This window comes from Stackebrandtia albiflava, from assembly GCF_007994225.1.
Lineage (GTDB): Bacteria > Actinomycetota > Actinomycetes > Mycobacteriales > Micromonosporaceae > Stackebrandtia > Stackebrandtia albiflava.
The window spans coordinates 105,224-128,413 of record NZ_VLLL01000005.1 but is presented as its reverse complement, the minus strand read 5'-3'; the positions used below and the strand labels follow the sequence as shown (position 1 = coordinate 128,413).

Annotated in this window: 15 protein-coding genes and 1 pseudogene; 5 read left to right on the top strand and 11 right to left on the bottom strand. The window is 71.9% G+C overall.

Annotation, left to right across the window (positions count from 1 at the left end; all coding sequences use genetic code 11):
- Window positions 1-52 precede the first annotated feature (52 nt).
- The 3 genes from LX16_RS01405 to LX16_RS01395 form a co-directional block, all read right to left on the bottom strand.
- Window positions 53-1,855 carry a glycoside hydrolase family 3 protein gene (locus LX16_RS01405; protein ID WP_147131886.1) on the bottom strand — a complete coding sequence of 601 codons (1,803 nt, stop codon included), beginning with the start codon at window positions 1,853-1,855 and terminating at the stop codon, window positions 53-55.
- A 180-nt stretch (window positions 1,856-2,035) separates the two neighbouring features.
- Complete coding sequence (locus LX16_RS01400; RefSeq protein ID WP_147131881.1) at window positions 2,036-2,803, bottom strand: GH25 family lysozyme; 768 nt, start codon at window positions 2,801-2,803, stop codon at window positions 2,036-2,038.
- A gap of 341 nt (window positions 2,804-3,144) precedes the next feature.
- Window positions 3,145-3,816: a peptidoglycan recognition protein family protein gene (locus LX16_RS01395; RefSeq protein ID WP_147131878.1), complete on the bottom strand. Its 672-nt coding sequence runs from the start codon at window positions 3,814-3,816 to the stop codon at window positions 3,145-3,147.
- Between the two features lie 257 nt (window positions 3,817-4,073).
- On the opposite strand from LX16_RS01395, the gene LX16_RS01390 reads away from it, so the two are divergent.
- Window positions 4,074-4,562, top strand: coding sequence for an SRPBCC family protein (locus LX16_RS01390; RefSeq protein ID WP_211354227.1), 489 nt, complete (start codon window positions 4,074-4,076; stop codon window positions 4,560-4,562).
- Here the strand turns inward: LX16_RS01390 and LX16_RS01385 are convergent.
- A complete protein-coding gene (locus LX16_RS01385) occupies window positions 4,507-6,150 on the bottom strand; it encodes a phytoene desaturase family protein (RefSeq protein ID WP_147131875.1) in 1,644 nt (547 codons plus the stop codon). The two genes, LX16_RS01390 and LX16_RS01385, sit on opposite strands and share 56 nt — an antisense overlap.
- 96 nt (window positions 6,151-6,246) lie before the next feature.
- Between LX16_RS01385 and LX16_RS28135 the strand changes: the two genes are divergently transcribed.
- On the top strand, window positions 6,247-7,161 hold the full coding sequence (locus LX16_RS28135) for a phytanoyl-CoA dioxygenase family protein (protein ID WP_147136820.1): 915 nt from the start codon (window positions 6,247-6,249) through the stop codon (window positions 7,159-7,161).
- A gap of 9 nt (window positions 7,162-7,170) precedes the next feature.
- Here LX16_RS28135 and LX16_RS01375 read toward each other — a convergent pair.
- A pseudogene (locus tag LX16_RS01375) lies at window positions 7,171-9,228 on the bottom strand (MMPL family transporter); the annotation flags it as partial.
- A 229-nt stretch (window positions 9,229-9,457) separates the two neighbouring features.
- Between LX16_RS01375 and LX16_RS01370 the strand changes: the two are divergent.
- The 3 genes from LX16_RS01370 to LX16_RS01360 all read left to right on the top strand — a co-directional run bounded on the left by LX16_RS01370 (window position 9,458) and on the right by LX16_RS01360 (window position 11,011).
- Complete coding sequence (locus LX16_RS01370) at window positions 9,458-9,961, top strand: MarR family winged helix-turn-helix transcriptional regulator (protein ID WP_211354224.1); 504 nt, start codon at window positions 9,458-9,460, stop codon at window positions 9,959-9,961.
- Window positions 9,962-10,004: 43 nt separating this feature from the next.
- Entirely contained in the window at window positions 10,005-10,538 is a 534-nt protein-coding gene (locus tag LX16_RS01365; protein ID WP_147131872.1) for an RNA 2'-phosphotransferase, read from the top strand.
- A gap of 89 nt (window positions 10,539-10,627) precedes the next feature.
- Window positions 10,628-11,011, top strand: coding sequence for a hypothetical protein (locus LX16_RS01360; protein ID WP_147131870.1), 384 nt, complete (start codon window positions 10,628-10,630; stop codon window positions 11,009-11,011).
- A 98-nt stretch (window positions 11,012-11,109) separates the two neighbouring features.
- On the opposite strand, the gene LX16_RS01355 is transcribed toward LX16_RS01360, so the two are convergent.
- The 6 genes from LX16_RS01355 to LX16_RS01330 all read right to left on the bottom strand — a co-directional run bounded on the left by LX16_RS01355 (window position 11,110) and on the right by LX16_RS01330 (window position 23,181).
- On the bottom strand, window positions 11,110-14,394 hold the full coding sequence (locus tag LX16_RS01355; RefSeq protein ID WP_147131867.1) for a S8 family serine peptidase: 3,285 nt from the start codon (window positions 14,392-14,394) through the stop codon (window positions 11,110-11,112).
- A 195-nt stretch (window positions 14,395-14,589) separates the two neighbouring features.
- Window positions 14,590-17,862, bottom strand: coding sequence for a S8 family serine peptidase (locus LX16_RS01350; RefSeq protein ID WP_147131864.1), 3,273 nt, complete (start codon window positions 17,860-17,862; stop codon window positions 14,590-14,592).
- A 648-nt stretch (window positions 17,863-18,510) separates the two neighbouring features.
- Entirely contained in the window at window positions 18,511-19,860 is a 1,350-nt protein-coding gene (locus LX16_RS01345) for an aldehyde dehydrogenase family protein (RefSeq protein ID WP_147131861.1), read from the bottom strand.
- Window positions 19,857-20,990, bottom strand: coding sequence for a hypothetical protein (locus LX16_RS01340; RefSeq protein ID WP_147131858.1), 1,134 nt, complete (start codon window positions 20,988-20,990; stop codon window positions 19,857-19,859). The genes LX16_RS01345 and LX16_RS01340 overlap by 4 nt, the downstream gene beginning before the upstream one ends.
- Window positions 20,984-22,246: a glucarate dehydratase family protein gene (locus LX16_RS01335; RefSeq protein WP_147131855.1), complete on the bottom strand. Its 1,263-nt coding sequence runs from the start codon at window positions 22,244-22,246 to the stop codon at window positions 20,984-20,986. The genes LX16_RS01340 and LX16_RS01335 overlap by 7 nt, the downstream gene beginning before the upstream one ends.
- On the bottom strand, window positions 22,243-23,181 hold the full coding sequence (locus LX16_RS01330; protein ID WP_147131852.1) for a 5-dehydro-4-deoxyglucarate dehydratase: 939 nt from the start codon (window positions 23,179-23,181) through the stop codon (window positions 22,243-22,245). Before LX16_RS01330 ends, LX16_RS01335 begins: the two co-directional genes overlap by 4 nt.
- Window positions 23,182-23,190: the final 9 nt, after the last annotated feature.

Sequence of the window (23,190 nt, the reverse complement as noted above, 5' to 3'; positions counted from 1 at the left end):
GATCCCGTCGCGACCGTCCGGGAACCTCCCCGTCTCGGTCCGCCGGACCCGGTCAGTGATGCCCGATGGGGTACAGCACGGTTTGTCGATCGGCGGCGGGTATCTCCACCGGCAGTCGCCCGGTGGCCTCGGCGGTGCCGCACACGACCGCCGCGGCGGCACGCAGGCTCACCGGCAGGTGTGAGTAGGACGCCAGTACGGCGACGTCGGCGGGCAGCCGGTTGGCGTCGTAGGGCGCGGCGACCGACACGGCGATCACCGGTCTCCCGGTCTCGGCCAGTGCCGCGACCAGTCGTTCCTGTCCCGGGTGGGAGGCGACGTCGCGGGTGACGACGACGACCGCGTCCACGCCTCTCGCCGCGTCGGTGACGGTCTCGACGAGTGCGTCGTCGGGATCCTCGCCGGTGGCGTGGGCGCGGGTGGTGGGGCCGTTGGCGGTGATCGCCTCGGCGAGTCCCGCCACGGTCCGGTCTCCGGAACCGGTGACCAGGACGGTGTCGCGCCTCCCGATCGGGAGGGCGCCGGAGTCGTCGCGCAGCAGCGTGATCGACGCGGCCGCCACGTCGGCGGCGACCTGCCGGTGGGCGGTGTCGCCGATGGTGGTCACGGCGTCCGGGTCGGTCATGGGGGCGTCGACGATCCCTCGCCGGTGTTTCAGTTCCAGGATGCGGAGGACCGACTCGTCGATGCGTGCCTCGGTGAGGTCGCCCGATTCGACGGCGGCCATGACACCGTCGACGGCCGTCGCGATGTCGGGCGGCATGAGCAGCAGGTCGGCGCCCGCCTGGAGGGCCTTGACCGGCACCTCCGCGTCGGTGTGGCCGATGCGGACGCCCTCCATGGCCAGCGAGTCGGTGACGACGACGCCGTCGAAGCCCAGTTCGTCGCGGAGCAGCCCGGTCAGGATGGGTTTGGACAGGGTGGCCGGGGTCCCGGAGTCGTCCAGCTCGGGGAACCGGATGTGGGCCGACATGATGACGTCGATTCCGGCGTCCACGGCGGCCTTGAACGGCGGCGCGTCGAGCCGGCGCCATTCGTCGAGGTCGTGGGTGATGACCGGCAGGTCGGTGTGGCTGTCGACGTCGGTGTCGCCGTGTCCCGGGAAGTGTTTGGCGGAGGCGGCGATTCCGGCCGGGCCGTCCTGGTATCCGGCGACGGCGGCGGCGGTGAACTCGGCGACCCGTGCCGGGTCGCCGCCGAAGGAGCGGTTGCCGATGACCGGGTTGGCGGGGTTGACGTTGACGTCGGCGACCGGCGCCCAGTTCTGGTTGAGGCCCATGGCGCGCAGTTCGGCGCCGATGACCTCGGCGCTGCGCCGGGCCTGGTCGGGGTCGCCGGTGGCGCCCAGTGCCAGGTTGCCGGGGAACTGGGTGACCGGTGGCCCGATCCTCACCACGGCGCCGTGTTCCTGGTCGGTGGACACCAGCAGCGGGATGCCGGTGTCGTCGAGGGCGGCCTGCTGTAGCCCGTTGGAGAGGGCGGCGATGCGGGCGGGGTCGGTGATGTTGCCCGACCAGCCGAAGTAGATGACTCCGCCGAGGTGGTAGCGGCGCACGAGTTCGGCGGGCGTGTCCACGCCGTGGGTGGTGCGGTTGCCGTCGTCGGCGGCGTCGGCGTCGGCGCCGTAGGGCTGGGTGATGAAGAGTTGCCCGACCTTCTGCGCGAGAGTGAGGGTCGCCAGTTTCCGCTCCGCCCACACCCGCGACGGGTCGGTGGGTGAGGGTTCGTCGGCGACCGGGTCGGCGGGTTCGGCGGCGCACGCGGTGGCGGACAGGACGAATGCCAGCAGGATCGCGTCCAGGGCGAGTGCCCGGCGCAGCCGCGGCCTGCGGCGGTTCGGATCGTGCGGTGTCATGTCGCGCTCCCTAGCTGTCGGCCTGGTCGGTGGGTTCCCGTGGGGACCCGTTCCCGCGTGTGGCCAGGGTATGTGCCGTGAGGCCGGACGGTCGCCGACCCCACGGGATGTGAGCCGGGGCGCGTGTACGGGTCGGCACACGCGCCCCGGGCCGGGATGGTCGCCCGGAGTACCGGGTGGCTAGGGCGTGTTGTTGGCCAAGGCCAGCAGCCGTGCCCGGGAACCGTTGAAGTTGTTGCGGTCCACGGCACCGGAGATGCCGCTGACCCTGCCGTTGTCGGTGTACTGCCAGGCGGTCCAGGTCGGGAACCCGGCGGGGATGCGCGGGCTGGACACTCCCCAGTGCGCCACCCACAGCGGTGAACGCGATCCCATCCCGGTCCAGTTGCCGGTGCAGCTCGACCACCAGCTCGCGGTGGTGTAGATGACGACGTCGCGTCCGGTGCGGGCCTTGTAGGTGTTGTAGAAGTCGAGGATCCAGTTGCGCATCGCCGTCTGCGAGAGGCCGTGGCATCCGGCCTCCAGATCGAGCGCTCCCGGGAGGGTGCGGTTGTCGGCGGACCAGGCGCCGCCGTTGGAGGCGAAGAAGTTGGCCTGTACCGCGCCGCTGGACGCGCCGGGCCGCGCGAAGTGGTAGGCGCCGCGGATGACACCGGCGTAGTAGGAGTTCGGGTAGTTGTTGTTGAACTGCGGGTCGCGGTAGCTGGTGCCCTCGGTCGCCTTGATCCAGGCGAACTCGATGCCGGCGTTTCGCACGGCCGTCCAGTTGATGGCTCCCTGCCAGTGCGAGACGTCGATGCCGGCGGGGTTGGCGTTGGTGGCCGGTTCCGCCTGGGCGGGGGCGGAGGTCGCGGTCAGCAGTCCGACCGCCATCACGACGGCGGAGACGACGGCCACGAGCAGCCGGGGGGCTCGGGGGCGTCCGGGCGTTTCCGGGGAACGGTTCATGGAGGGGACTCCAATCGGTGCGGGGTGGGCCGGCCGGGGCGTCACGGCGTCCGGACCCGCCTCACGGTGCCCACTCCGTTCGGCGTGCCGGTGTCCGTCCGCTCGGCCCGGGCCGGCCGTTCGCGGATCACCGGCGCCTGGAACGCGCCGGATACGGGATATCATGGCGCAACCATTGTGGACCGGGCAAGACCGCCACCGGACTTAATCGACAATTTAGGTTCGCGCCACACGGCACTGAACAGCGCGAATGGCACGACGCCCCTTCGGATCCGCACTGACGAATCCAAAGGGGACGTCGCGCCCGCGAGGCACGGACGCCCCGGTCGATCTGTTGTGGACTATCCGTTCAGCACCGCCTGTACGGCGTCGCGCAGCTCCGGCAACCGGTCCTGGATGCCACCGGGGCACAACGTGGAGTTGAAGTCCTGGTGGCCGTATATCTCCTGGGCCGGAATCCCGTACTGGGAGCACACGAACGCGCAGAAGGCGATGAGGCTGTCCCACTGCGCCTGCGGCACCGGGTCACCCAGGTGGTAGCTGCCGTCGTTCTCGATGCCGATCGCCTGGGTGTTCTGGCCGACGCAGTGCGCGCCCTGGACCATGCCGTCACCGGCCGACAGCGCGTCGAGACTACCGTGCCGGCCCTCGGTGAGGTACCCGCCACGACTGTTCGTGAAGTGCTGGCCGGAGTCCATCCAGCCGTTCTGGTCCATGTGGAGGTCCTGGATGTCGCGCGAGTTCTGGAACGCGTACTCCAGGGAGTAGTCCTCGACGTTGGGGAAGGCGGTGTGGTGCACGACGATCTTGTTCGGCGGGGTGGCGATGTACTGGGGTGTGCCGTTCGGGGGCCTCGCCCCCCAGTCGGCGCAACTGTAGAAGGTCGGCCGGGGGACCGCTCGGGGGCGTTCGGCGTGGGCGGCGGTGGCCAGTGCCGGGATCGTGGCCACGGCCGCCAGTCCGGTGAGCCCGCCGAGGACGGCTCGCCGGGACATGCCGGTTGGGGACGTCATCGGTACTCCTGTTCGGTGGCGTCGCAGGGACGTTGTCGGCCACGCCGTCCGCCGGGCCACCTCGCCCGTGGGTCCGGGCGGCCGGTGGTTACCGGCGGGTCACGTGGCTGTGCCGCCATCCTGACAGAAAGCTTCAATACATGTAAAGCCATCGAAGCTAACTTTCACCCGTCCGCGTTCCCGGACGCCGCCGCCGCACGGCGCGGACCGACACGTGGGGTCATCGGATATCGTCGTGCCGGCCGAAGGGAGTCGACATGTCGCGGAACACCACGGTGATCGGCACCGGCACCGACCGGGTCTTCGCGGTGCTGGCCGACGGCTGGACCTACGGCGACTGGATGGTCGGCGTCGCCCACGTCTGTCACGTCGACCGCCACTGGCCGCACCCGGGATCGCGCATGCGGGTCCTCACCGGCCAGTGGCCGTTGCTGAAGACGCGGTGGCTGGAGGTGGTGCGCTGCCAGGCACGGCACCTGCTGGCGATCCGGGCCCACTGGCCACTCGGACGGCTCCACACCGAGTTCCGGCTGCTGGCGCGAGAAGGCCGCGGCACCCGGGTCGTACTCACCGAACATCCCGAGCGCCAACCGTTGCGCGGCACCAGGGCAGTGGTCAACGACCTGCTGCTGCACCGCCGCCACAACGAGTCACTGCGCCGGCTCGCCGACATCGCGACCCGGCGTGACCTCAGTAGACCAACCGGTGCGCTCCCCGGATCGCCGCACGGTACAACGCCCCTGTGACCGGCCCGGCCGCGTGCAACGCTGACCGCGCGGCGTTGGCACCCGGCACGCCGTGGACACCGCCGCCCGGGTGCGCGGCGGCACTCGCCAGGTACAGGCGTTCGACCGGGGTGTCCGCCCGGCCCAGCCCCGGCACCGGACGGAAGATCAACTGCTGCCCCAGCGACGAGGTGCCCGCACCCAGCGCACCGCACACCATGCTGGGGTTCTTCTCGTACAACTCCTTGGGGCCCTGCACGTATCGGCCGATGACCGTGGAACGGAAACCGGGAGCCAGATCGGCCAGCCGCGCCTCGATCCGTTCCACATAGGCGGCTATCCGCTCGTCCCCGGCCGACAGTTCGGCGTACCGCTGCGGCAGGTGCGTGTAGGCCCAGGCCGCCTCCGTCCCGGGTCGTGACCGGCCGGGATCGGCCACGTCGGGCTGCCCGAACAGCACGAACGGTTCGGCGGGATCGTCCCCGGCCGCGAGCGCGGCGGCCGACCGGGTCAACCCGGCGGTGTCACCACCGATGTGGACGGTGCTGGCGAGGCCGAGCCGGTGGTCCTTCCACGGCACCGGCGAGTTCAACGCCCAGTCGAGTTTCAGGATGGGACGGTCGTAACGGAATCCCGCCAGGTCCGACACCATGCGGGCGGGCAGGTGCGACGTGCCCACCAGTTCCCGGTACAGCGTCAGGGCGGGCACGTCGGCCAGGACCGCACGGCGGGCACGCCACGCGCGGCCGTCCGCCGTCCTCACCCCCAGGGCCTTGCCGCCGCCCACGATTACGCGCTCCACCGGGGCCTCCAACACCACCCGGCCACCGCCGGCGGCCAGCCGGCGCAGCAGGGCGTCGGTGATCGACTGCGCGCCACCGGCCGCCGCCGGGAAACCGAACTCCTGCCCGATCATCGCCAACAGCCAACCGAACACGCCGGAACCCGCCCCCTCGGGCGACACGTCACTGTGGAGCGCGTTCCCGGTGAGCAGGACCCGGGCGCCCTCGCCCCGGAACAGTTCCTCGCCCAGTTCCCGGACCGGAAGCAGCAACCTCCGCACCAGCCGCAGCGCCTCCGGCGTGCCGAGCCGCGCGAGCAGGCTCAGGGCGGGGCGGACCGGCGGGAACGGCTGGAACAACGCCTTCCGCAACGGCAGCGACACGCGCCGCCACTGGTCGTACAGGTCGAGCCACGCCTGACCGTCGGCATCGGCGTACTCGGCCACCGATTCGGCGGTGCCCTCCGGCGAACGGCTCAACAGCGCGACCCGCCGATCGGGCATGACGTGCGCGAGGGCGGCGGGCGAGGACACCCAGCGGAGGCCGTAGTCGGTCAGTCCCAACGACTGGAGGACGGTCGAGGCGGCCCCGAACGGGTAGAAGGAACTGCACAGGTCCGAGGGGACGCCCTCGGCCGCCACCTCGGCGGTGCGGACGGCGCCGCCGGCGTACGGCGTGGCCTCCAGCACCACCACGTCCCATCCGGCGTCCGCCAGCATGTTCGCCGCGACCAGACCGTTGTGCCCGGCCCCGATCACCACCGCGTCGGCTGTCGTCGTCACGCCCCACCCCCGGGTCTCGAACGGACATTCGTGCCACTCCAGCATGACAGACCGCCTTCCCGTCGGATAACCGACGGACGGAGAGGCCGCGGCCTGGCACGGTGGGACGTCACGCAGGCACACACACCGCGAGGAGCCCCGATGGACGTCGACGGATTCCGGGAGAACGGCTACCTGGTGTTGCGGGACGTCGTCCCCGACCACGTCACCGACCCGCTCATCGCCGTACTGGGGCGGCGGGTGGCGGAGGTGGCGGCCGAACGACACGCCGCGGGCCGGATCCCGGGCACCTTCGCAGACCTGCCGTTCGACAGGCGGATCGCGGAGGTGTACGGCGACGAGGCGCCGCCGGTACGGGAGTGGCGGCGCCGGCTGCGCTGCGAGGCGTACCACCGGATCGTCACCTCTCCCGAGCTGCTCTCCCCGTTGCGGCGGCTACTGGGAGACGAGATCACATACCAGGGGAACTCGCACCTGCGCCCGTACGTCTCCCGGCACCTCGACCGGCTCCCGTGGCACCAGGACGCCCAGTTCTACGGCCCCGGTGTCGAGGGGATGCTGTGGAACCTCGTCCAGGTGTGGCTGCCGTTGACCGACGCTCCCGTGGACGGCGGCTGTATGGCGGTGGTGCCGGGCTCCCACCGCTGGGGGCTGGTCGACTCCGACGCCTCGGGGAGACCGGTGGGACCCGACGACGATCCGGAGCGGGTGTACCGGGCGGCGGCGGACCGGGCGCGGTTCTCCCCCGCGGTGTTGCTGCCGATGCGGCGCGGTGACCTGTTGGTCTTCACGAACCTGTTGGTGCACACCGGGACCGAGAACCGTTCCGGCCGGGTCAGGTGGAGTGTGGACATGCGGTTCGAGTCCACGGCCGACGCCCGTCCCCGTACCGACGCGGAACGTCTGGGATACCGGGTGACCAGGGCGCGCATGGTGTCGCGCGACGCGGTCCCGTTGCGGGTGGCGTCCCGGTACGGCCCCGAGGACTGGCCGAGCTGGCGGTCCCGGCTGGCGACGGGTTGCTTCTCGGAGTCCCCGTCGCCGGCCGTGAGCTAAGTCGGCACGGCGCGCCAGGCGCGAGGGCCACCAGACCTTACGGCCCACGTCGAGGGTCAACGCGGGCACCAGCAGCGACCGGACGACGAGCGTGTCCAGCAGCACGCCGAACGCCACGATGAACGCCAACTGCGCCAGGAACAGCAGCGGGATGACCGCCAGGGCCGAGAACGTCGCCGCCAGCACCACCCCGGCCGAGGTGATCACTCCGCCGGTCACCGTCAGGCCCCGGAGCGTCCCCTCCCGGGTGCCGAGTGTGGCGGCCTCCTCCCTGACCCGGGTCATGAGGAAGATGTTGTAGTCGATGCCGAGCGCCACCAGGAAGACGAACCCGAACAGCGGGACCACCGGGTCGGCTCCCACGAAGCCGAACACGTGGTTGAACAACAGCGCCGACACGCCGAGCGTCGCCGCGAACGACAGCACCACGGTGGCGATCAACAGCAGTGGGGCGACTATCGCCCGCAGCAGCACCGCCAGCACGAGGAACACCACGAGCAGCACGATCGGGATGATGACGTCGCGGTCGCGTTCCGAGGTGAGCTGAGTGTCGAGTTGGATGGCGCTGGGGCCGCCCACCAGGGCGTCCGCGCCGGGGACGGCGTGGACGGCGTCCCGGATCCGCTGCACCGTCTCCAACGCGGCCTCGGAGTCCACCGGGTCCGTCAACACCACGTCGATCCTGGCGAGGCCGTCGGCGATCACGGGTTCACCGGTCTGCCGGTTCAGCGCGACCCCGGCGTCCTCGACACCGTCGACCCGGGCGGCGGCCACGACCTCCTCGGCGTGGTCCGCGTCGGCGATGACGACGGTGGGCGCTCCCGCGCCGGCCGGGAAGTGTTCCGCCAACAGGTCCGCTCCGTCGACGGAGTCGACCCGGGTGAGAAAGAAGTCGGAGGGCGCGACCCCGTCGGCCTTCAACTGGGGCATGAACGCCGCGCCGACCGCGAGCGCCAGCGTGGTGAGCACCCACACCGCGCGTGGCCGCCTGCCGACCAGGCGGGCGACCCGCCCCCACAGCCCCGGCGCGGTCGAGTCCTCGGTGGTCTTGGGGCGGCGCGGCCAGAACGCCGCACGGCCCAGCAGCGCGAGCACGGCGGGCAGGAAGGTGATGGAGGCCAGCACGGAGGCCGCGATCCCGATCGCGGCGACCGGCCCGAGTGACCGGTTGGAGTTGAGGTCGCTGAACAGCAGGCACAGCACGCCCAGGACGACGGTCCCGGCCGACGCCAGGATCGGTTCGACGGTGCCGCGCCACGCCGCGGCCAGTGCGCGGTAGCGGTCCTCGGTGCGGCGTAGTTCCTCCCGGAACCGGGCCACCAGTAGCAGCGCGTAGTCGGTGGCGGCGCCGAAGACGAGGATGAACAGGATCCCCTGGCTCTGGCCGTTGAGGTCGAGGGTTCCGGCGTCTGCCAGCAGGTACACGGCGAGGCTGGCGACCCCCAGTGCGAAGACGCCCGACAGCAGCACCGCGACCGGGAGGATCGGTGACCGGTACACCAGCACGAGGATCAGTGCCACGACTCCGGCCGCCACCAGGAGCAGGATCCCGTCGATTCCGGCGAACGCCTCGGAAAGGTCGGCGGCCTGCGCGGCCTGCCCGGTCACCAGGACGGTGAGGCCGTCGGGGACGTCTTCGGCCAGTAGTTCGCGCAGCTTCTCCACGCCGGTGTCGGGTTCGTCGTCGGCGTCGAGCGGGACGATCAGTTGGGCGGCCTCCCCGTCCTCGGAGGGGATGGGCGGTGAGGGGTCACCGGAGAGTTGCGGGAGGTCCCGGACCTGGGCGGCGACGTCCTCCAGGTAGGCGAGGTCGTCGGTCTCCAGTCCGCCGTCGCGGGCGGCGATCACGATCGCGGGGGTCACGTCCTCGGTCGAGAAGGTGCGTTGCAGTTCGGTGACCCGGGTCGCCTCGGCCGAGGCCGGTAGGAAGGCGGCGTCGTCGGTGATGACGACGGAACTCAGTTTCCCGGCGAACGGCCCGCTGAAGGCTCCCAGGGCGAGCCACGCCAGCACCACCAGCGCCGGCAGCAGCCACCGCAGTCGGCGACGGGTCGGTGTGTCGGTCATGCCGCTCCTCCTGTCCCCCGAGGCCGTGGTCACCCGGGAAGGTGTTGCCCGGTCCGGCGCCCCCGGAATCCGTTTCGCCGCGCCAATATAGTTCGATGCTCGAAATATACGACCGCCGGGGTGGTATCGGGCGGCGTATGGCTGATATTGCTTCAATGCCGCATGCGACAACGAGCCGAATCCGGGTAGCGGGTCGGTCGTGAGGACTCACATCGAAAGGAGGGTTGGCGTGGACGAGCCGACCCCGACGGAGTCACCGGACGGCCGACTGATCCGCCTGGTGCGTCAACTGACCGTGGAATCCGACCGCTTCGCCGAGATGCTCGGTGAGGCCCACGACATGCACCGCACCGACCTCAACGCGCTCGTGGTCATCATGGACGCCGAACGCAGGGGGCAGCCGATCTCCCCGTCCCAGCTCGCCCGCTCCCTGCACCTGAGCGCCTCGGCGACCACCGCGCTCCTCGACCGCCTGGAGGCCATCGGGCACGTCAACCGGGGCCGCAGCACCACCGACCGGCGCCGGATCGAACTGGCGATGCCCGACCGGGCACGGGAACTCGGCAGGCACTTCTTCGCGCCGCTCGCCGCGGAGTACGCCCGGGTGTGGAGCCGGTTCAGCCCGGAACAACGCGCGGTCATCACCGAGTTCCTGACCGCCACCATCGAGGCCACCGTCACGGTCCGGGGCGGCATCTCGGCCGAGAGCCGGAACGGGCCGCCCGCAGGATAACCGGTGGCGCGTCACCACCGCGCCGCCCATACTGGACCCCACGATGCGAAGCTCCGAATCCGTCAGCCGACGACTCGCCCACATCCTGCGGCACGATCCGGCGTCCGCCGGCGTGAAGCTCGACGAGGCGGGTTGGGCCGACGTGGACGCCGTCCTGGCCGGACTCGCCGCCGAGGGCCGCCCGATCGGCCGGGCGGAACTGGAACGGCTGGTCCGCGACAACGACAAGCGGCGATTCGCCCTCGACGGCGACCGAATCCGCGCCCGGCAGGGACACAGCGTGCCCGTGGACCTCGGCCTGGCACCGGCGTCACCACCCGAACTGCTGTTCCACGGCACCGTCGGGCGGTTCCTGCCCTCGATCCGGGAACAGGGCCTCCTGCCGGGGAACCGGCATCACGTCCACCTGTCACCGGACCGGGCGACCGCCCGCACGGTCGGCGGCCGGCGGGGGCGGCCGGTGGTGCTCACCGTCCTGGCCGCGCGGCTCGCCGCCACCGGCGCGGTGTTCCACCACACCGACAACGGCGTGTGGCTCACCGCCGCCGTCCCGCCCGGTTACCTGCGCGAACCCTGACCCGGCGGGGTCGTGCGACGGCGAGGCATCATGGTCGACATGCAGGTGAACCCCTCCCTCGACAACCCCACGGCCGGCCGGCCGTGAAGGTGACCGCGCGCAACCGCGACAGGTGGCGGGTCGGTCGCCGTCGCACGCTGTGGCGGCCCCGGACCCCGACCCTGTTGAAGGTGCTGCTGCACCTGGGCGACGCTCCCGAACTGGGGCTCATCGCGGTGGGCCTGGCACTGCCGATCGCCGTCTGGCTGGCGATCTGCTGGCTGCTGGCGTTGCTCACCATGCCGTTGACGGGACTGTTCGAACTGCTGGGATGGCGGAACCGGCGGGTCGTCGTCTACAACCTCGACTCCGACTACCGGCAACGGCACCGGGAGTGGTTCTTCCCCGCCGAGTCCGCCGCGCACGCGCGGTGGCTACGCGACGACCTCGGCCGGCGACTACAGGCCGGCGAACTCCAACCCCACCTGACCTGACCCTCACAACGGCTTGGTTGGCCATACGACCCCACATCGTGGGATGACGGCCCGGAAACCGGCCGTCTCACCGTCGTATGACCAACCAAGCCGGGGTCTCAGCGGTAACCGAAGGCGTCGATGACCGTCTGGGTGACCGAGCCGTCGCCGGTCGAGGCGGTGGCGCGCAGCGACACCGTCCCGGTTCCCTCCGGCGTGTCCAGGATCAGACGGCCGTCACGCACCGTCCCGGTCTCCCAGGTGGCGCCGCCGTCGAACGAGACCTCCACCGAGACGACGGCGTCGTCCCGGATCGCGCCGGTGGAGTCCACCACCGACAGCGGCACCCGCACCCGGTCGTTCGCGGGCACGTGGTTGTACATGTCCAGTCCCCTGGGCGCGAACCGGACCGACAACAGCGGTGAGACCGCGTCCGCCGCCGACGTGAAGGCCCACTCCGCCAGGATCGACGTGGAGAAGGGCGACACGCCGCCGTCGCGGGACAGCTTCGTCACCATGCGGTAGTCGGCCGTCTCGGCGGGCAGTCCGGCGAGACGCACGTGACCGGCGTAGTCGCCCTCGAACACCAGGGCGTCGTCCCGGAACAGCCTCGTCCAACCGCTCGTGTGCATCGCGTCGCTGCCGTCCCGGGCGGTGTGTCCACTGAGCATCGACGTGAAGACGATCAGCTCGTCGCCGACGCGCTCGGTGTGGGTGGCGTCGGGATGCGTGGACGGCCCGAACATCGCGGTGTTCCACGACTCCCGGTACGTCTCGCCGGGCCGGTAGTCACCGGCGTGCCAGTCGAACTCGTTGTACTCGATCTCCTCCTCGGTGCCGGTGGAGAACTGGCCGAACTCGACACCCCACTCCACCTCCTCGGCGACGAACACGAACTCGTTGCGGGTCGACGGCATGCCGACCGGCACGTGGAACACGATGTCCGACCCCAGGTCCGTCTGCGCGATCCAGGACTTGTACCCCTCGGCGTCGACGCCCTGCGCCCGGTACGTGCTGCGGATCTTCGCGAAGTCCGCGTCGAGGAGATCGCGCCGGTACCCCGTCGGGAGCCCGGTCACCGGGACGACCGCCTGCCAGGTCGCGTCGGTGGCGGCGGCTCCGGTCCAACCCGCCGCGACCGTCGTCAGCACGCCGGGGTCGGTACCGTCGCCGAGATTCTCGGTGGCCATCCCGTCGAAGACCGAACCCCACATGCCGTGGGTGCTGAACCGCGCTCCGGGCCGCCCGGTCATGACGCTCGTCAGTTGCGGGGTGAGACCGTTCCGCGGCGCCGTCATCGACACCGGTGCCGCGCGCGCCGCGTCCATCACGATCGTGGTGTCCTCGGTCAGTTCCAACCGCGGATCGGAGTGCATCGACAGGGCCGGGTCCGCACCGTCCGACCGCGGCGTGAGCACGACCCCGGTGAGGTGGTAGTCGCCGGCGGTCAACCGCAGGCTCCACTCACCGGACACGTAGTCGCCCACGGACCGCGCGTCGCCGTCCAGCGGAAGCAGCATCACGTCGGCTTCGGCCGGTTCACCGTGGCCGTCCCGGAACCGCACGGTGAGGTCGTAACTCTCGACCTCCTTGGTGAGGTGGACGGGAGTGGTGATCGTGACGCCCTCGGCGGTGGCGACGAGGCGCGTGGAGAGGAACCCGGTCGCGTCGGTCGCGGCGGGAGTGACGCGCACCTCGACGGTCGCCTTCCCGCCGGCGGGGACGGTGACCGAGTCGGCGGCCAGGCCGAACAGGCCGCCACCGCCGGGCAACGCCAGGTCCAATGTGACCTCGTCGCCGGTCGGGTTGTGGTACGTGACCGGTACCGGGATCGTCTCGCCGGTCTCGTGCGGCCACTGCACCATTCCGGCGGAGACGCCCGCCGGGTCTGCGTGGAGTCGTCCGGAGAGGGCGGCGGCGGAGTCGACGCGCCCCGCGCCCTGCTCGTGGGCCCCGAGTTCGGGGTTCGGGCTCGCCGTGCCCATCAGGACACCCTTGAGTTGCGCGGGTGTCCATTCGGGGTGTTGTTGGGCCAGCAACGCCACGGCTCCGGCGACGTGCGGCGTCGCCATGGAGGTACCGGAGTCCGTCGTGTAGTGGTCGTCGACCGGGGTGCCCATGGCCGTACCGGCGGCACGCGCCGCGGTGATGTCCACTCCGGGTGCCGTGACGTCCGGTTTCGCGGCGTGGTCGCCGACGCGCGGACCGCGCGACGAGAACTCCGCCAACGCCTCCTCGGCGTCCACCGCGCCCACCGTCAACGCCGCCGTGGCGCTGCCCGGCGAGGTCACCGACCGGTCGGCTCCGGAGTTGCCCGCCGCGATGACGAACAGGGTCCCGTATCGGGCGGTGAGGTCGGCGACGGCCTGTTCGACCGGGTCGATCTCGGGGAAATCGTCCCAGCCGAGGCTGAGGTTGACGGCGGCGGCGCCCTGCTGTGCGGCCCACTCCATTCCGGCGATGATGTCGGAGTCGCGGCAGTAGCCGTCGGCGTCGCAGACCTTGCCGGTCAACAGTTCCGCGCCGGGCGCGACACCGGTGTACCGGCCGTCGGACGCGGCGCCGGTCCCGGCGATGATCGAGGCCACGTGCGTACCGTGCCCGTGGCGGTCCACCGGGTCGTCGCCGCCGGTGAAGTCGCGGGCCTCGGCGATCCGGTCCACCAGGTCGGGGTGTGAGGTGTCGACGCCGCTGTCGAGGACACCGACGGTGACGCCCTCACCGGTGTATCCGGCGGCCCACGCCTCGGGTGCCCCGATCTGGTCGACGCTGGTGTCGGTCAGCAGCCGCCGTTTCCCGTCGAGCCGGATCTCGGTGACGCCGGTCGCGAGGGTCCCGGGGCGGTCACCGGTGACGGTCTCCCAGAAGTCGGCGGCCGAGTCCTTGGGTTGCTCGGTGGCGATCATGTCCAGGGCGTCGAGCCGTTGCCGGACGTGGGTTCCGGCGGTCGCCGTCACGTTCGTGTCCACTGTGCCCAGGATCAGCGGGATGTCGTCCCGCGCGGCGTCGTGGTAGCCGAACCCGGTCAGTGCGGTGACATCGAACAACCGCCGGTCGAGGATGCCGTCGGCGATCAGCGGTGCCGCGTCCGAGGGCACGATGTAGAAGCCGTCACCCTTGCGGCCGACGCTGAACATGATGTGTTCGCGGCCCTCACCCGGCCGGATGTGAGGTGTGGCGTCGTCGGCGTCGGCGCGGACCGTCACCCTGTCGCCGGTGATGAGCGTGATCGTCACGGCGTCGCCGTGGTCGTGGCCGGACGCGCCGGGGTCGGCGTGCGCGGGGGACGCCACGGCTGCCGTGAGCAGTCCGGTCACCAGTCCGGCCACCGCCACGGCGGCCGGTCCGGTCGGGTTCCGGAGGACTCGGCGGACGAGCCCTCCGGTTCCACGTCTCGATGTCATCTCTCCTCCTGTGCCGGAACGCCGTGGGACGTCCCGCTTCGGCGGTCGGGTGGCGCCCGGGCGGGCACCACCCGTATAGACATCGATCCGTGGCGCGTTGAGTGTCCTGTCACGCTGACCGGATCGGACAGGCCGGTGGGCACGGCCCGTTCCGCCGTGCCCACCGGCCGGGTCGTCGGAGTCGCGAGGACCTCGTCAGCGGTACCCGAAGGCGTCGATGACCGTCTGGGTGACCGAGCCGCCGTCGGCGTCGAATGCGGTGGCCCGCAACGACACCGTCCCGGTTCCCTCGGGGGTCCGGAACGACACGCCGCCGTACCGGAGGGTCACCTCGCGCCAGGTCTCACCGTCGTCGAACGACACCTCGACGGCCAGCGCGGCCGGGCGGACGCGGTCACCGGTGGTGTTCGTCACCGCCACCGGGACAGACACCCGTTCCCCGGCGGCGACGTGGTTCGCCTCATCGAGGCCGCGGGGAGCGAAGGCCACCGACAGCAGGGTCGGCGCGAGGCCGTCCCGTGCGGTGAACGCCCACTCCACTCCCACCACCGTGGAGAAGGGTGACACGTCCGCACCGCGACGCGCCTCGGTCACCAACCGGTATCCGGTGCCGTCGGACAGCCCGGTGAAGTCGCCCGAACCGTGCCGGTCGGATTCACCGAGCAGGGTGTCGCCCCGGTACAGCCGGGTGAAACCGGAGTCCACCATGGAGCCTCCGGTCGTGCACAGACCACCGAACATCGGCACGTACACCGACAACGCGTCCCCGTCCCGGGAGACCGAGGCGACCGCCGGACCGAACACCGCGGTGTTCCACTCACTCCGGTACGTACCACCGGCACGGTAGTCCGTCGAGGGGCGTTCCTCGTCGAATACGGCCTCGCCCGAGACCTCGTCCAACTGCGTGAAGCCCGACGACCACTCCGCGCGGTCGGTGGGCGTCACGTAGTCGACACGTTCACCGGGTGTGGTGATGTCGGCGAAGTAGCCGAAACCGAAGCGCTGCGGTACGACGAGCGTCCAACTCTGCATACCCAGGGTGTGGGCGCCCTGCGCGCGGTACCGGTGGGACACCTTCGCGAAGTCCTCGGTGCCGAGCCGCAGGTCGTAGCCGACCGGCACGCCATCCACCTCCAACCCCACCAGGAACATCGGCCCCGCCGGGTCCACCTCGCCCGCGTCGTCGGCGCCGATGAAGTGGCCGGAGAACAGACTCCAGAACTCGTCGCCGGGAACCGGCTCACCCACCGCGCCGATGTAGACCCGATCGAGCACGTTCGACACCGTCGCGCCCATCGGCATGACGTCGCCCTCACGCTGGTACGAGAACTCGAACCGGGTCGGCAGCGGCGCCGGCTCCACATCGGTCACCTCGGCGGTGACGGCGGCGGCCTCCCGGGTGTCGAAGGTCAACTCGACGTCCCCGGTCACCTCCACCAGCGGCCGCAGCAACAGGCTGAAGGACGCCTCGCCGTCGGGAAGCGGGGTGTACACCCCGACGTCGAAGTGGTAGGAGCCGACCGGCAACCGGGCGGCCACCACACCGTCGGCGTCGGCCGTGTAGGTGTGGTATTCACCGGTCGCCGGGTTCATCGTCATCGCGGCGGCTCCCGCCGCCGGATCGCCGTTGCGGTCCACCACTCGGGAGGTGACCGTGTAGGTCTCCCCCTCGTTCGTCAGGTGCAGCGGCGTCACCACCGTGGTGTCACCGCCGGTCGCGGTGATCACCGCGCCGTGGAACCCGACGTCACCGGCGGTCGGTTCGACGGTCACCTCGACCGTCGCGTCACCGCCGGCGGGAACCGTCACGGAGCCGGCCGACAGCGTGACCATCCCCGCCGGTGCGCCGGTCGCCCGCACGTCCAATGTCACGTCCACATCGGACGTATTGTGGTAGGTCACCGGCGTCACGACCGATGAGCCCGGCTGCCTGGGCCACGCCGCCAGACCCGCCGACACGCTCGGCGGAGTGGCGTGGACCCGCCCGGTGACCGCGGCGGCCACATCGACCCGGCCGGCGCCCTGCTGGTACGGCGCGAGATCCGGGTTCGGCCGCGCGGAACCCATCAGGTGCGCCTTCAACCGCTCCGGAGTCCAGTCGGGGTGCCGCTGCGCCAGCAGCGCCACGGCACCGGCGACGTGCGGCGTCGCCATCGAGGTACCCGAGGCGGCCACGTAACCGTCGCCGACCGGCTCGCCCATCTCGGTTCCCGCCGCCCGCGCGGCCACGATCCCCACACCCGGCGCGGTGAGATCGGGTTTGAGGGCGTGGTCACCGACGCGCGGCCCGCGTGACGAGAAGTCCGCGAGCGAGTCCGCGTCGTCCACCGCGCCCACCGACAGGGCCACGGCGGCGCTGCCGGGCGACTCGACGGACAGGTCGGTCCCCTCGTTCCCGGCGGAGACGACGAACAGTGTCCCGTATTCGGCGGTCAGCTCGGTTACCGCCTGCTCCAACGGATCCACCTCGGGACCGTCCGGGCCACCGAGGCTCATGTTGACCACGTCCGCGCCACTCCGCGCGGCCCACTCCATGCCCGCCAGGATCGCCGAGTCCATGCACCAGTCGTACTCGCAGACCTTGCCGACCAGCAGGTTCGCGCCCGGCGCGACACCGGTGTACCGGCCGTCGGAGGCGGCGCCGGTCCCGGCGATAGTGGAGGCGACGTGGGTACCGTGCCCGACCGGGTCGGTGGCGTCGGGCATCTCGGTGAAGTTGCGGACCTCCGTCAACCGCCCCGCCAGGTCCGGGTGGTTCGCGTCCACGCCGGTGTCGAGCACGGCGACGGTGACACCCTCGCCGGTGTAACCGGCCTCCCACGCCTCGGGCGCCCCGATCCGCCCGACGCTGGTGTCCAGGGCGATGCTCCGCCTGCCGTCCAGCCAGATCCGGGTGTCCCCGGCGGCCAGTGTGGACACGCCGTCGGCCGCGACCAACTCCCGCCACGCCGCGGCGGCCGACTCCTTCGGTTGCCGGGCGGTGGCCAGGCCGAGTGAGGACAGCCGGCCGGTGGAGGCGAGTCCGAGGGATTCGGCGGAACGGACCAGCAGTGGGATGTCGTCGCGGGCGCCGTCCTGGTAGTCCCAGGCGACGAGGGTGGTGATGTCGAAGAACCGGCGGTCGAGCACGCCGTCGGCGATGAGCCGCCCGGCGTCCTCCGGGATGACGTGCAGGTCGCCGCCGATCTGCCGGGTCACGAACCGGATGTGCTCACGGCCCTCGGCCGGGGTCACGGTGCGCTGCGGCGTCCCGTCGACGTTCCGGACCGTCACCCGGTCACCGGTGATGAGGGTGACGGCGTCGTCGCCGTGCGGCCATTCGATCGGGGCGACGGGTTCTGCGACCGCCGCCGGCGGCGTCACCACCGGGACGACGGTCGCCAGGAGGGCGGCGGCGGTGACCGCCGCCCATCGCGATCGGCTCCGCCACCCGTGGCGGTGGACGCCGGTCCTGTGTCTGGATGTCATGTTCACCTCTACTGTGGTCACCGCGCGGGTGTCGACCACGTCGACGGGGTATGGGGTGCGGCCGGTTCCGCCGGTCCTGTCGGTCGTGCCGGTCGGGTCGTGCCGGTCGGGCCGTGCCCGGCCGGTTCGCGCCCGGCCCGCGATCGGACCGGAGCCGTCTCCGGCGCCGGGAACCGGTTCCGCACGCAAGACATCCCGGCTCACCGGAAACGGATGCCCGCCGATGCGGATGCCCCGTCGAGGTCCGGCCGGGACCACGCCCCGACCAGCACCGACGTCCCCATGGCGGAAACGGTCACCCCCTCGAATCCGCCACCGCCCCCGCCAGACCGAGCCACCGCCCCCCACCCCGCCCCGCTTGGTCCCCGCCAGATTCAGGCAAACGACGCATAAATGAGCAAAACGTACGCACTTTGCGACGCCAGGCCAACCGGGCGGGGACCAAGCGGAAGGAAGAGCCACCGGGCGGGGACCAAGCCGTAAGTTCAGCCCCGGCCATAAGTCGGACCCGGGCCGTGAGCACGCCTCAAGCCATACGTCCGACCCGAGCCGCAAGTCCGGGCCGGGCTGCAAATCCGGGCCGAGCGGGGAATCCGGGGCGGGCGGTTCGTGGGCCGCCCGGCGCAAGAGCCGGGCGGCCCATCGTGGTCAGGCGGGGGCGGCGGTGGCCCGGAGGGCGGCGGGGAGTCCCTGGAGTGCCACGGGCCGGCGGAACCGGGCGATCGCGTACGTACCGACCGATGTGGACCAGGGCGCGGAGGTGGCCGGCCACGGTCCACCGTGGAGCATCGCGTCGCACACCGCGACGCCGGTCGGGACACCGTTCCAGATCACCCGGCCCGCCTTGCCGGTCAAGCCCGGCAGCAGACCGGCGGCGACGTCGTGGTCGGCGTCGGTGCCGATCAGCGTGGCGGTGAGGCTGCCCTCCAACCGGTCGACGACGTCGGCGTACTCGGCCACCGGCACCCGGCTGAACACCACGGCCGGGCCGAAGTGCTCGACCAGCAGGTCCCCGGTCAACGACTCCGGCGGCACCTCGACGGCGAACGGCCGCGCGCCGTCGCCCGGTTCGGCGGCCGTGACGACCGTGCCGTCGCGGCCCTCGACCTCGGTGAGCCATGCCCGGTGGGCGTCGGCCATCGCCTCGGTCAGCATCGCGTGCCCGGCGGGCACCGCCGCGACGGCGTGGGACAGTTCGGCGGCCAGCGCCGCGCCCGCGTCGGTGTCCGGCAGCACTATCAGTCCGGGCTTGGTGCACAACTGCCCGGCGGAACCGGTGACGGCCGCCGCCAGGGTGCCGGCCCATCCGGTGTCGGAGGCGGCGTCGGGCAGTACGAACACCGGGTTCAGCGAACCCATCTCCGCGTACACCGGGATGGGATCGGGCCGGGTGGCGGCGGCGTCCATGAGTGCCCGTCCGCCGGCGAGCGAACCGGTGAACCCGACCGCCTTGATCGCCGGATCGGTGACCAGCGCGATGGACGCCTCCGCCCCGCCTTCGACGAGACCGAAGCAGCCGTCGGGGAGGTGGGCGGTCATGATTCCGGCGATGAGCCGTGACGTCGCCGGTTGCGCCGGGTGTGCCTTGGCGACGACGGGGCATCCGGCGGCGAGTGCGGCGGCGGTGTCGCCTCCGGCCACCCCGAAGGCGAGTGGGAAGTTGGACGCGGCGAACACCGCGACCGGTCCCACCGGTACGGATGCCATCATGACGTCTCCGCCGCCGGGTGCCGCGCCGGGCGATTCGATGCCGGGCAGGTGGCGGCCGTCCGCGACGAAGTCGCCGAGCAGCCGCAACTGGTTGACGGTGCGGTCGAGTTCGCCGCGCAACCGGGTCTCGGTGAGTCCGGATTCGGCTTCCGCCGTGGCGACGACCTCGTCCCCGGCGGCGGCCAGGGCGGCGGCGCAGGCGTGCAGCAGGTCGCGTCGCCGGGCGGCGGGTGTCGCCGCGAATCCCGGTGCGGCGGCCGCCGCGCGGCCGGTGATCGTCTCCGTCATGCCAGTGCCTCCCTGATGTCGGTGAACCAGTCCTGCCGCCAGGCCGGGGCCAACCCCAGGTGGTAGAGGCTGAACCGGGTGGCGCCGGCGGCGGCGAGCCGCCGGACGTGGCCGGGCAGTGCGCTCCGGTCGGTCGGCGGCAGCACGGTGACGTAGGCGTCCACCGGTCTGCCGTGCGCGGCGGCTCCGGCCACGATAGCCGCGGCGGCCTCGGTGGTCGGCCACGCCGGGACCAGCAGGGCGTCCACGTCGGCGGCGGTGGTGTCGGTGATGCCGACGGACGGCCCGGTCGCCCACGGGTCGGGGTTGCCGTGGAGGGTGATCTCGGCCCCGGGTGCGGCCTCCCGCAGTGCGGTGAGTACGTCGCCGCGCAGCAGGTCGACGTTGCCGTGCCGGGTGGCGAGCACCGCCTCGGCGAGGTCGTCGTGGGGTGGTGCCGGTGTGCCGTGGGCCTCGCCCCGTACCGCGTCGCGCAGCGCGGCAACCACCCGCTCGGGGTCGTGGCCGTGCGTACGCCAGCCGGCGCGGCACGCGGCGCAGCAGCACACCGACAACCAGCGTTGCGCCGCCGGTGTCCACGCCCCGTCGGTCTTCTCGTGGTGCCCGAGGTGACCGATGCCGAGTTGCCCGCACGCCTCCACCGACACGGCCGTCACGGGACCGTCCCGGACGGCTTCGGCCGCCAGCAGTGCCGCGTAGTCCCGGACCTCGGCGTGGGCGGGGCACAGCGCGTACGGGTAGGGCTCGCCGAAACAGTTGACGACGGCGACGTCGGGGTGGGCCAGGCCGAGCCGGGTGTTGTGGGTGAGGACGATCCACGCGGCGACGGGGATCCCGGCGCCGGTGAGAACGTCGGCGGCCTCACCGAACCCGTCGGCCGTCTCCATCCATTGTGGTGCGATCGGGCGGAGGCGCCGGCCACTCCAGACCGACTCCCGGATCGGCCGGTACAGCGCGGCGTCGCGCGCGTCCACCAGCTGGTGTGCCGGGTGCAGCGGCGTGGCGGCCCGCGCCGAGTGGTACGAGGCCGCCAGGGTCACCGAGTCGACTCCGGCAGCCCGCACCCGGTCGGTGAATCCGGGGTCGCCCACGACGTCCCACGGGTAGGCGTGTCCGGCGAGGGTCACCATGCGGCGGTCCTCCTGGTGAAGTCCGGCACGAAGCCTCGCATGTAGCCGGTGTCGTCGCGTTCCCGGATCCCGCAGTCGAGGTAGTCGCGGTGCATGCGTTCCAGGGCGTCGGGGTCGAGCGTGACGCCGAGGCCCGGGGTGTCGGGCACGGTCACCGCGCCCTCGTGGAACCGCAACGGCTCGGCGACGACGTCCACTCCGGACTGCCAGGGCGTGTGGGTGTCCAGGGCGTAGCCGAGGTTCGGCGTGGCGGCGGCCAGCTGCACCATCGCGGCCAGGCTCACACCGAGGTGGCTGTTGGAGTGCATCGACACGCCCACCCCGAAGGTGCGGCAGATCTCCGCCAGCGCGGCGGAGGCGCGCAGGCCGCCCCAGTAGTGGTGGTCGGACAGCACGACACCGACCGCGCGTTTGGTGAACGCCTCGGCGATGTCGGCGAAGCCGATGACACACATGTTGGTGGCCAACGGCATCCCGGTGGCCGCCGCCACCTCGGCCATCCCGTCGATTCCGGGTGTCGGGTCCTCCAGGTACTCCAGCAGTCCTTCGGTGGCCTTCGCGACCCGGATCGCGGTGGCGGGGGTCCAGCCGCAGTTGGGGTCCAGCCGCAGCGGGTGGTCCGGGAAGGCGGCGCGCAGCGCCTTGATCGCCTCGACCTCCGCATCGGGCGCGAACACGCCGCCCTTGAGTTTGATCGACGTGAATCCGTAACGGTCGATCATCCTGCGCGCCTGCGCGACGACACCGTCCGGGTCCAGGGCCTCTCCCCACTCGTCGGGTTCGGCGCCGGGGTGGGCCGCCCACTTGTAGAACAGGTAGGCCGAGAACGGGACCCGGTCGCGCACCCTGCCGCCGAGCAGGTCGCTGACGGGCCGTCCGGTCGCCTGTCCCGCCACGTCGAGGCATCCGGACTCGAACGGCGAGACGACGCGCGCCAGGGTCTTCTCGGCGCTGGAGGGTCCGGTGAGGCCGTGCCGGTCGGGTTCGTCGACGACGCCGAGCGCCGCCGCGACCCTGGCGCGCAGGCCGTTGAGGTCCCAGACGTCCAGGCCGGTCAACGCGGTCGCCGCCCGCCGGACCAGGTCCAGGTGCGGCGCGTCGCCGTAGGTCTCGCCGAGTCCGACGAGACCGTCACCGGCGTCCACCTCCACGACGGTGCGCAGCGCCCACGGCTGGTGGACGCCCGCGACGTTGAGCAGCGGCGGGTCGGGGAACGCGATCGGTGTCACCCGGACCTCACGGATCGGGAGGCTCATGCGGTCACCGCCGTTCCCGACACCGCGGCCAGTGCCGCGCGGGCGTCGGCCAGGATCGCCGCCAGCCCGGCCACGTGTTCCTCGCGCGCCTCCACCAACGGGGGCCGGACCGGTCCCACCGGCCACCCGCCGAGCCGGGCGCCCGCCTTGACGAGGGCGACGGCGTATCCGGGGACCTGGGCGCGCAACGCCGCGAACGGCAGGTAGAACGACGTCAGCAGGGTCGACACCACCCGGTCGTCACCGGTGTCGAGCGCGCGGTGGAACGCGGTGGCGATGTCGGGCGCGAAGCACAGCACCGCCGATGAGTAGCTGGGAACACCGATCGCCCGGTACGCCTGGGCGGACAGTTCCGCCGTGGGCAGGCCGTTGAGGAAGCCGAACTCGGCGGCGCGGCGGTGTCCACTGTGCCTGACGGCGGTGACGATGCGCAGCATGGCGTCCACGTCGCCGCGACCGTCCTTGACGGCGACGACGTTGTCGAGGTCGAGCAGACTCACCGCGCTCGGCGGGTCGAGGACCGCGTTCGCGCGCTGGTAGACGGTGATCGGCAGCGGGCTCGTCTCGGCGACGTACCGCACGTGATCGACCACACCGGACGGTGTGGTCTCCACCAGGTAGGGCGGCAGCAGCAGGACGCCGTCGGCGCCGCATTCGGCGGCCAGTTCGGTGAAGCGCCGCGCCAACCGGGGTCCGCCCCCCGCGCCGGCGACCACCGGTACCCGGCCCTCCGCGACCCGGACGGCGGTGGTGACGACGTCGCGGTACTCGTCGACGGACAACGCCGTGAACTCGCCGGTGCCGCAGGCGACGAACAGGCTGTCGGGTCCCGCCGCCAGTTGCGCCGCCAGGTGCTCCCGGTAGACCTCCAGGTCCACGGTGTCGTCGGCGCCGAACGGCGTCAGCGGGAAGGACATCAAACCGTTTTGTCTCATTTGGATTCT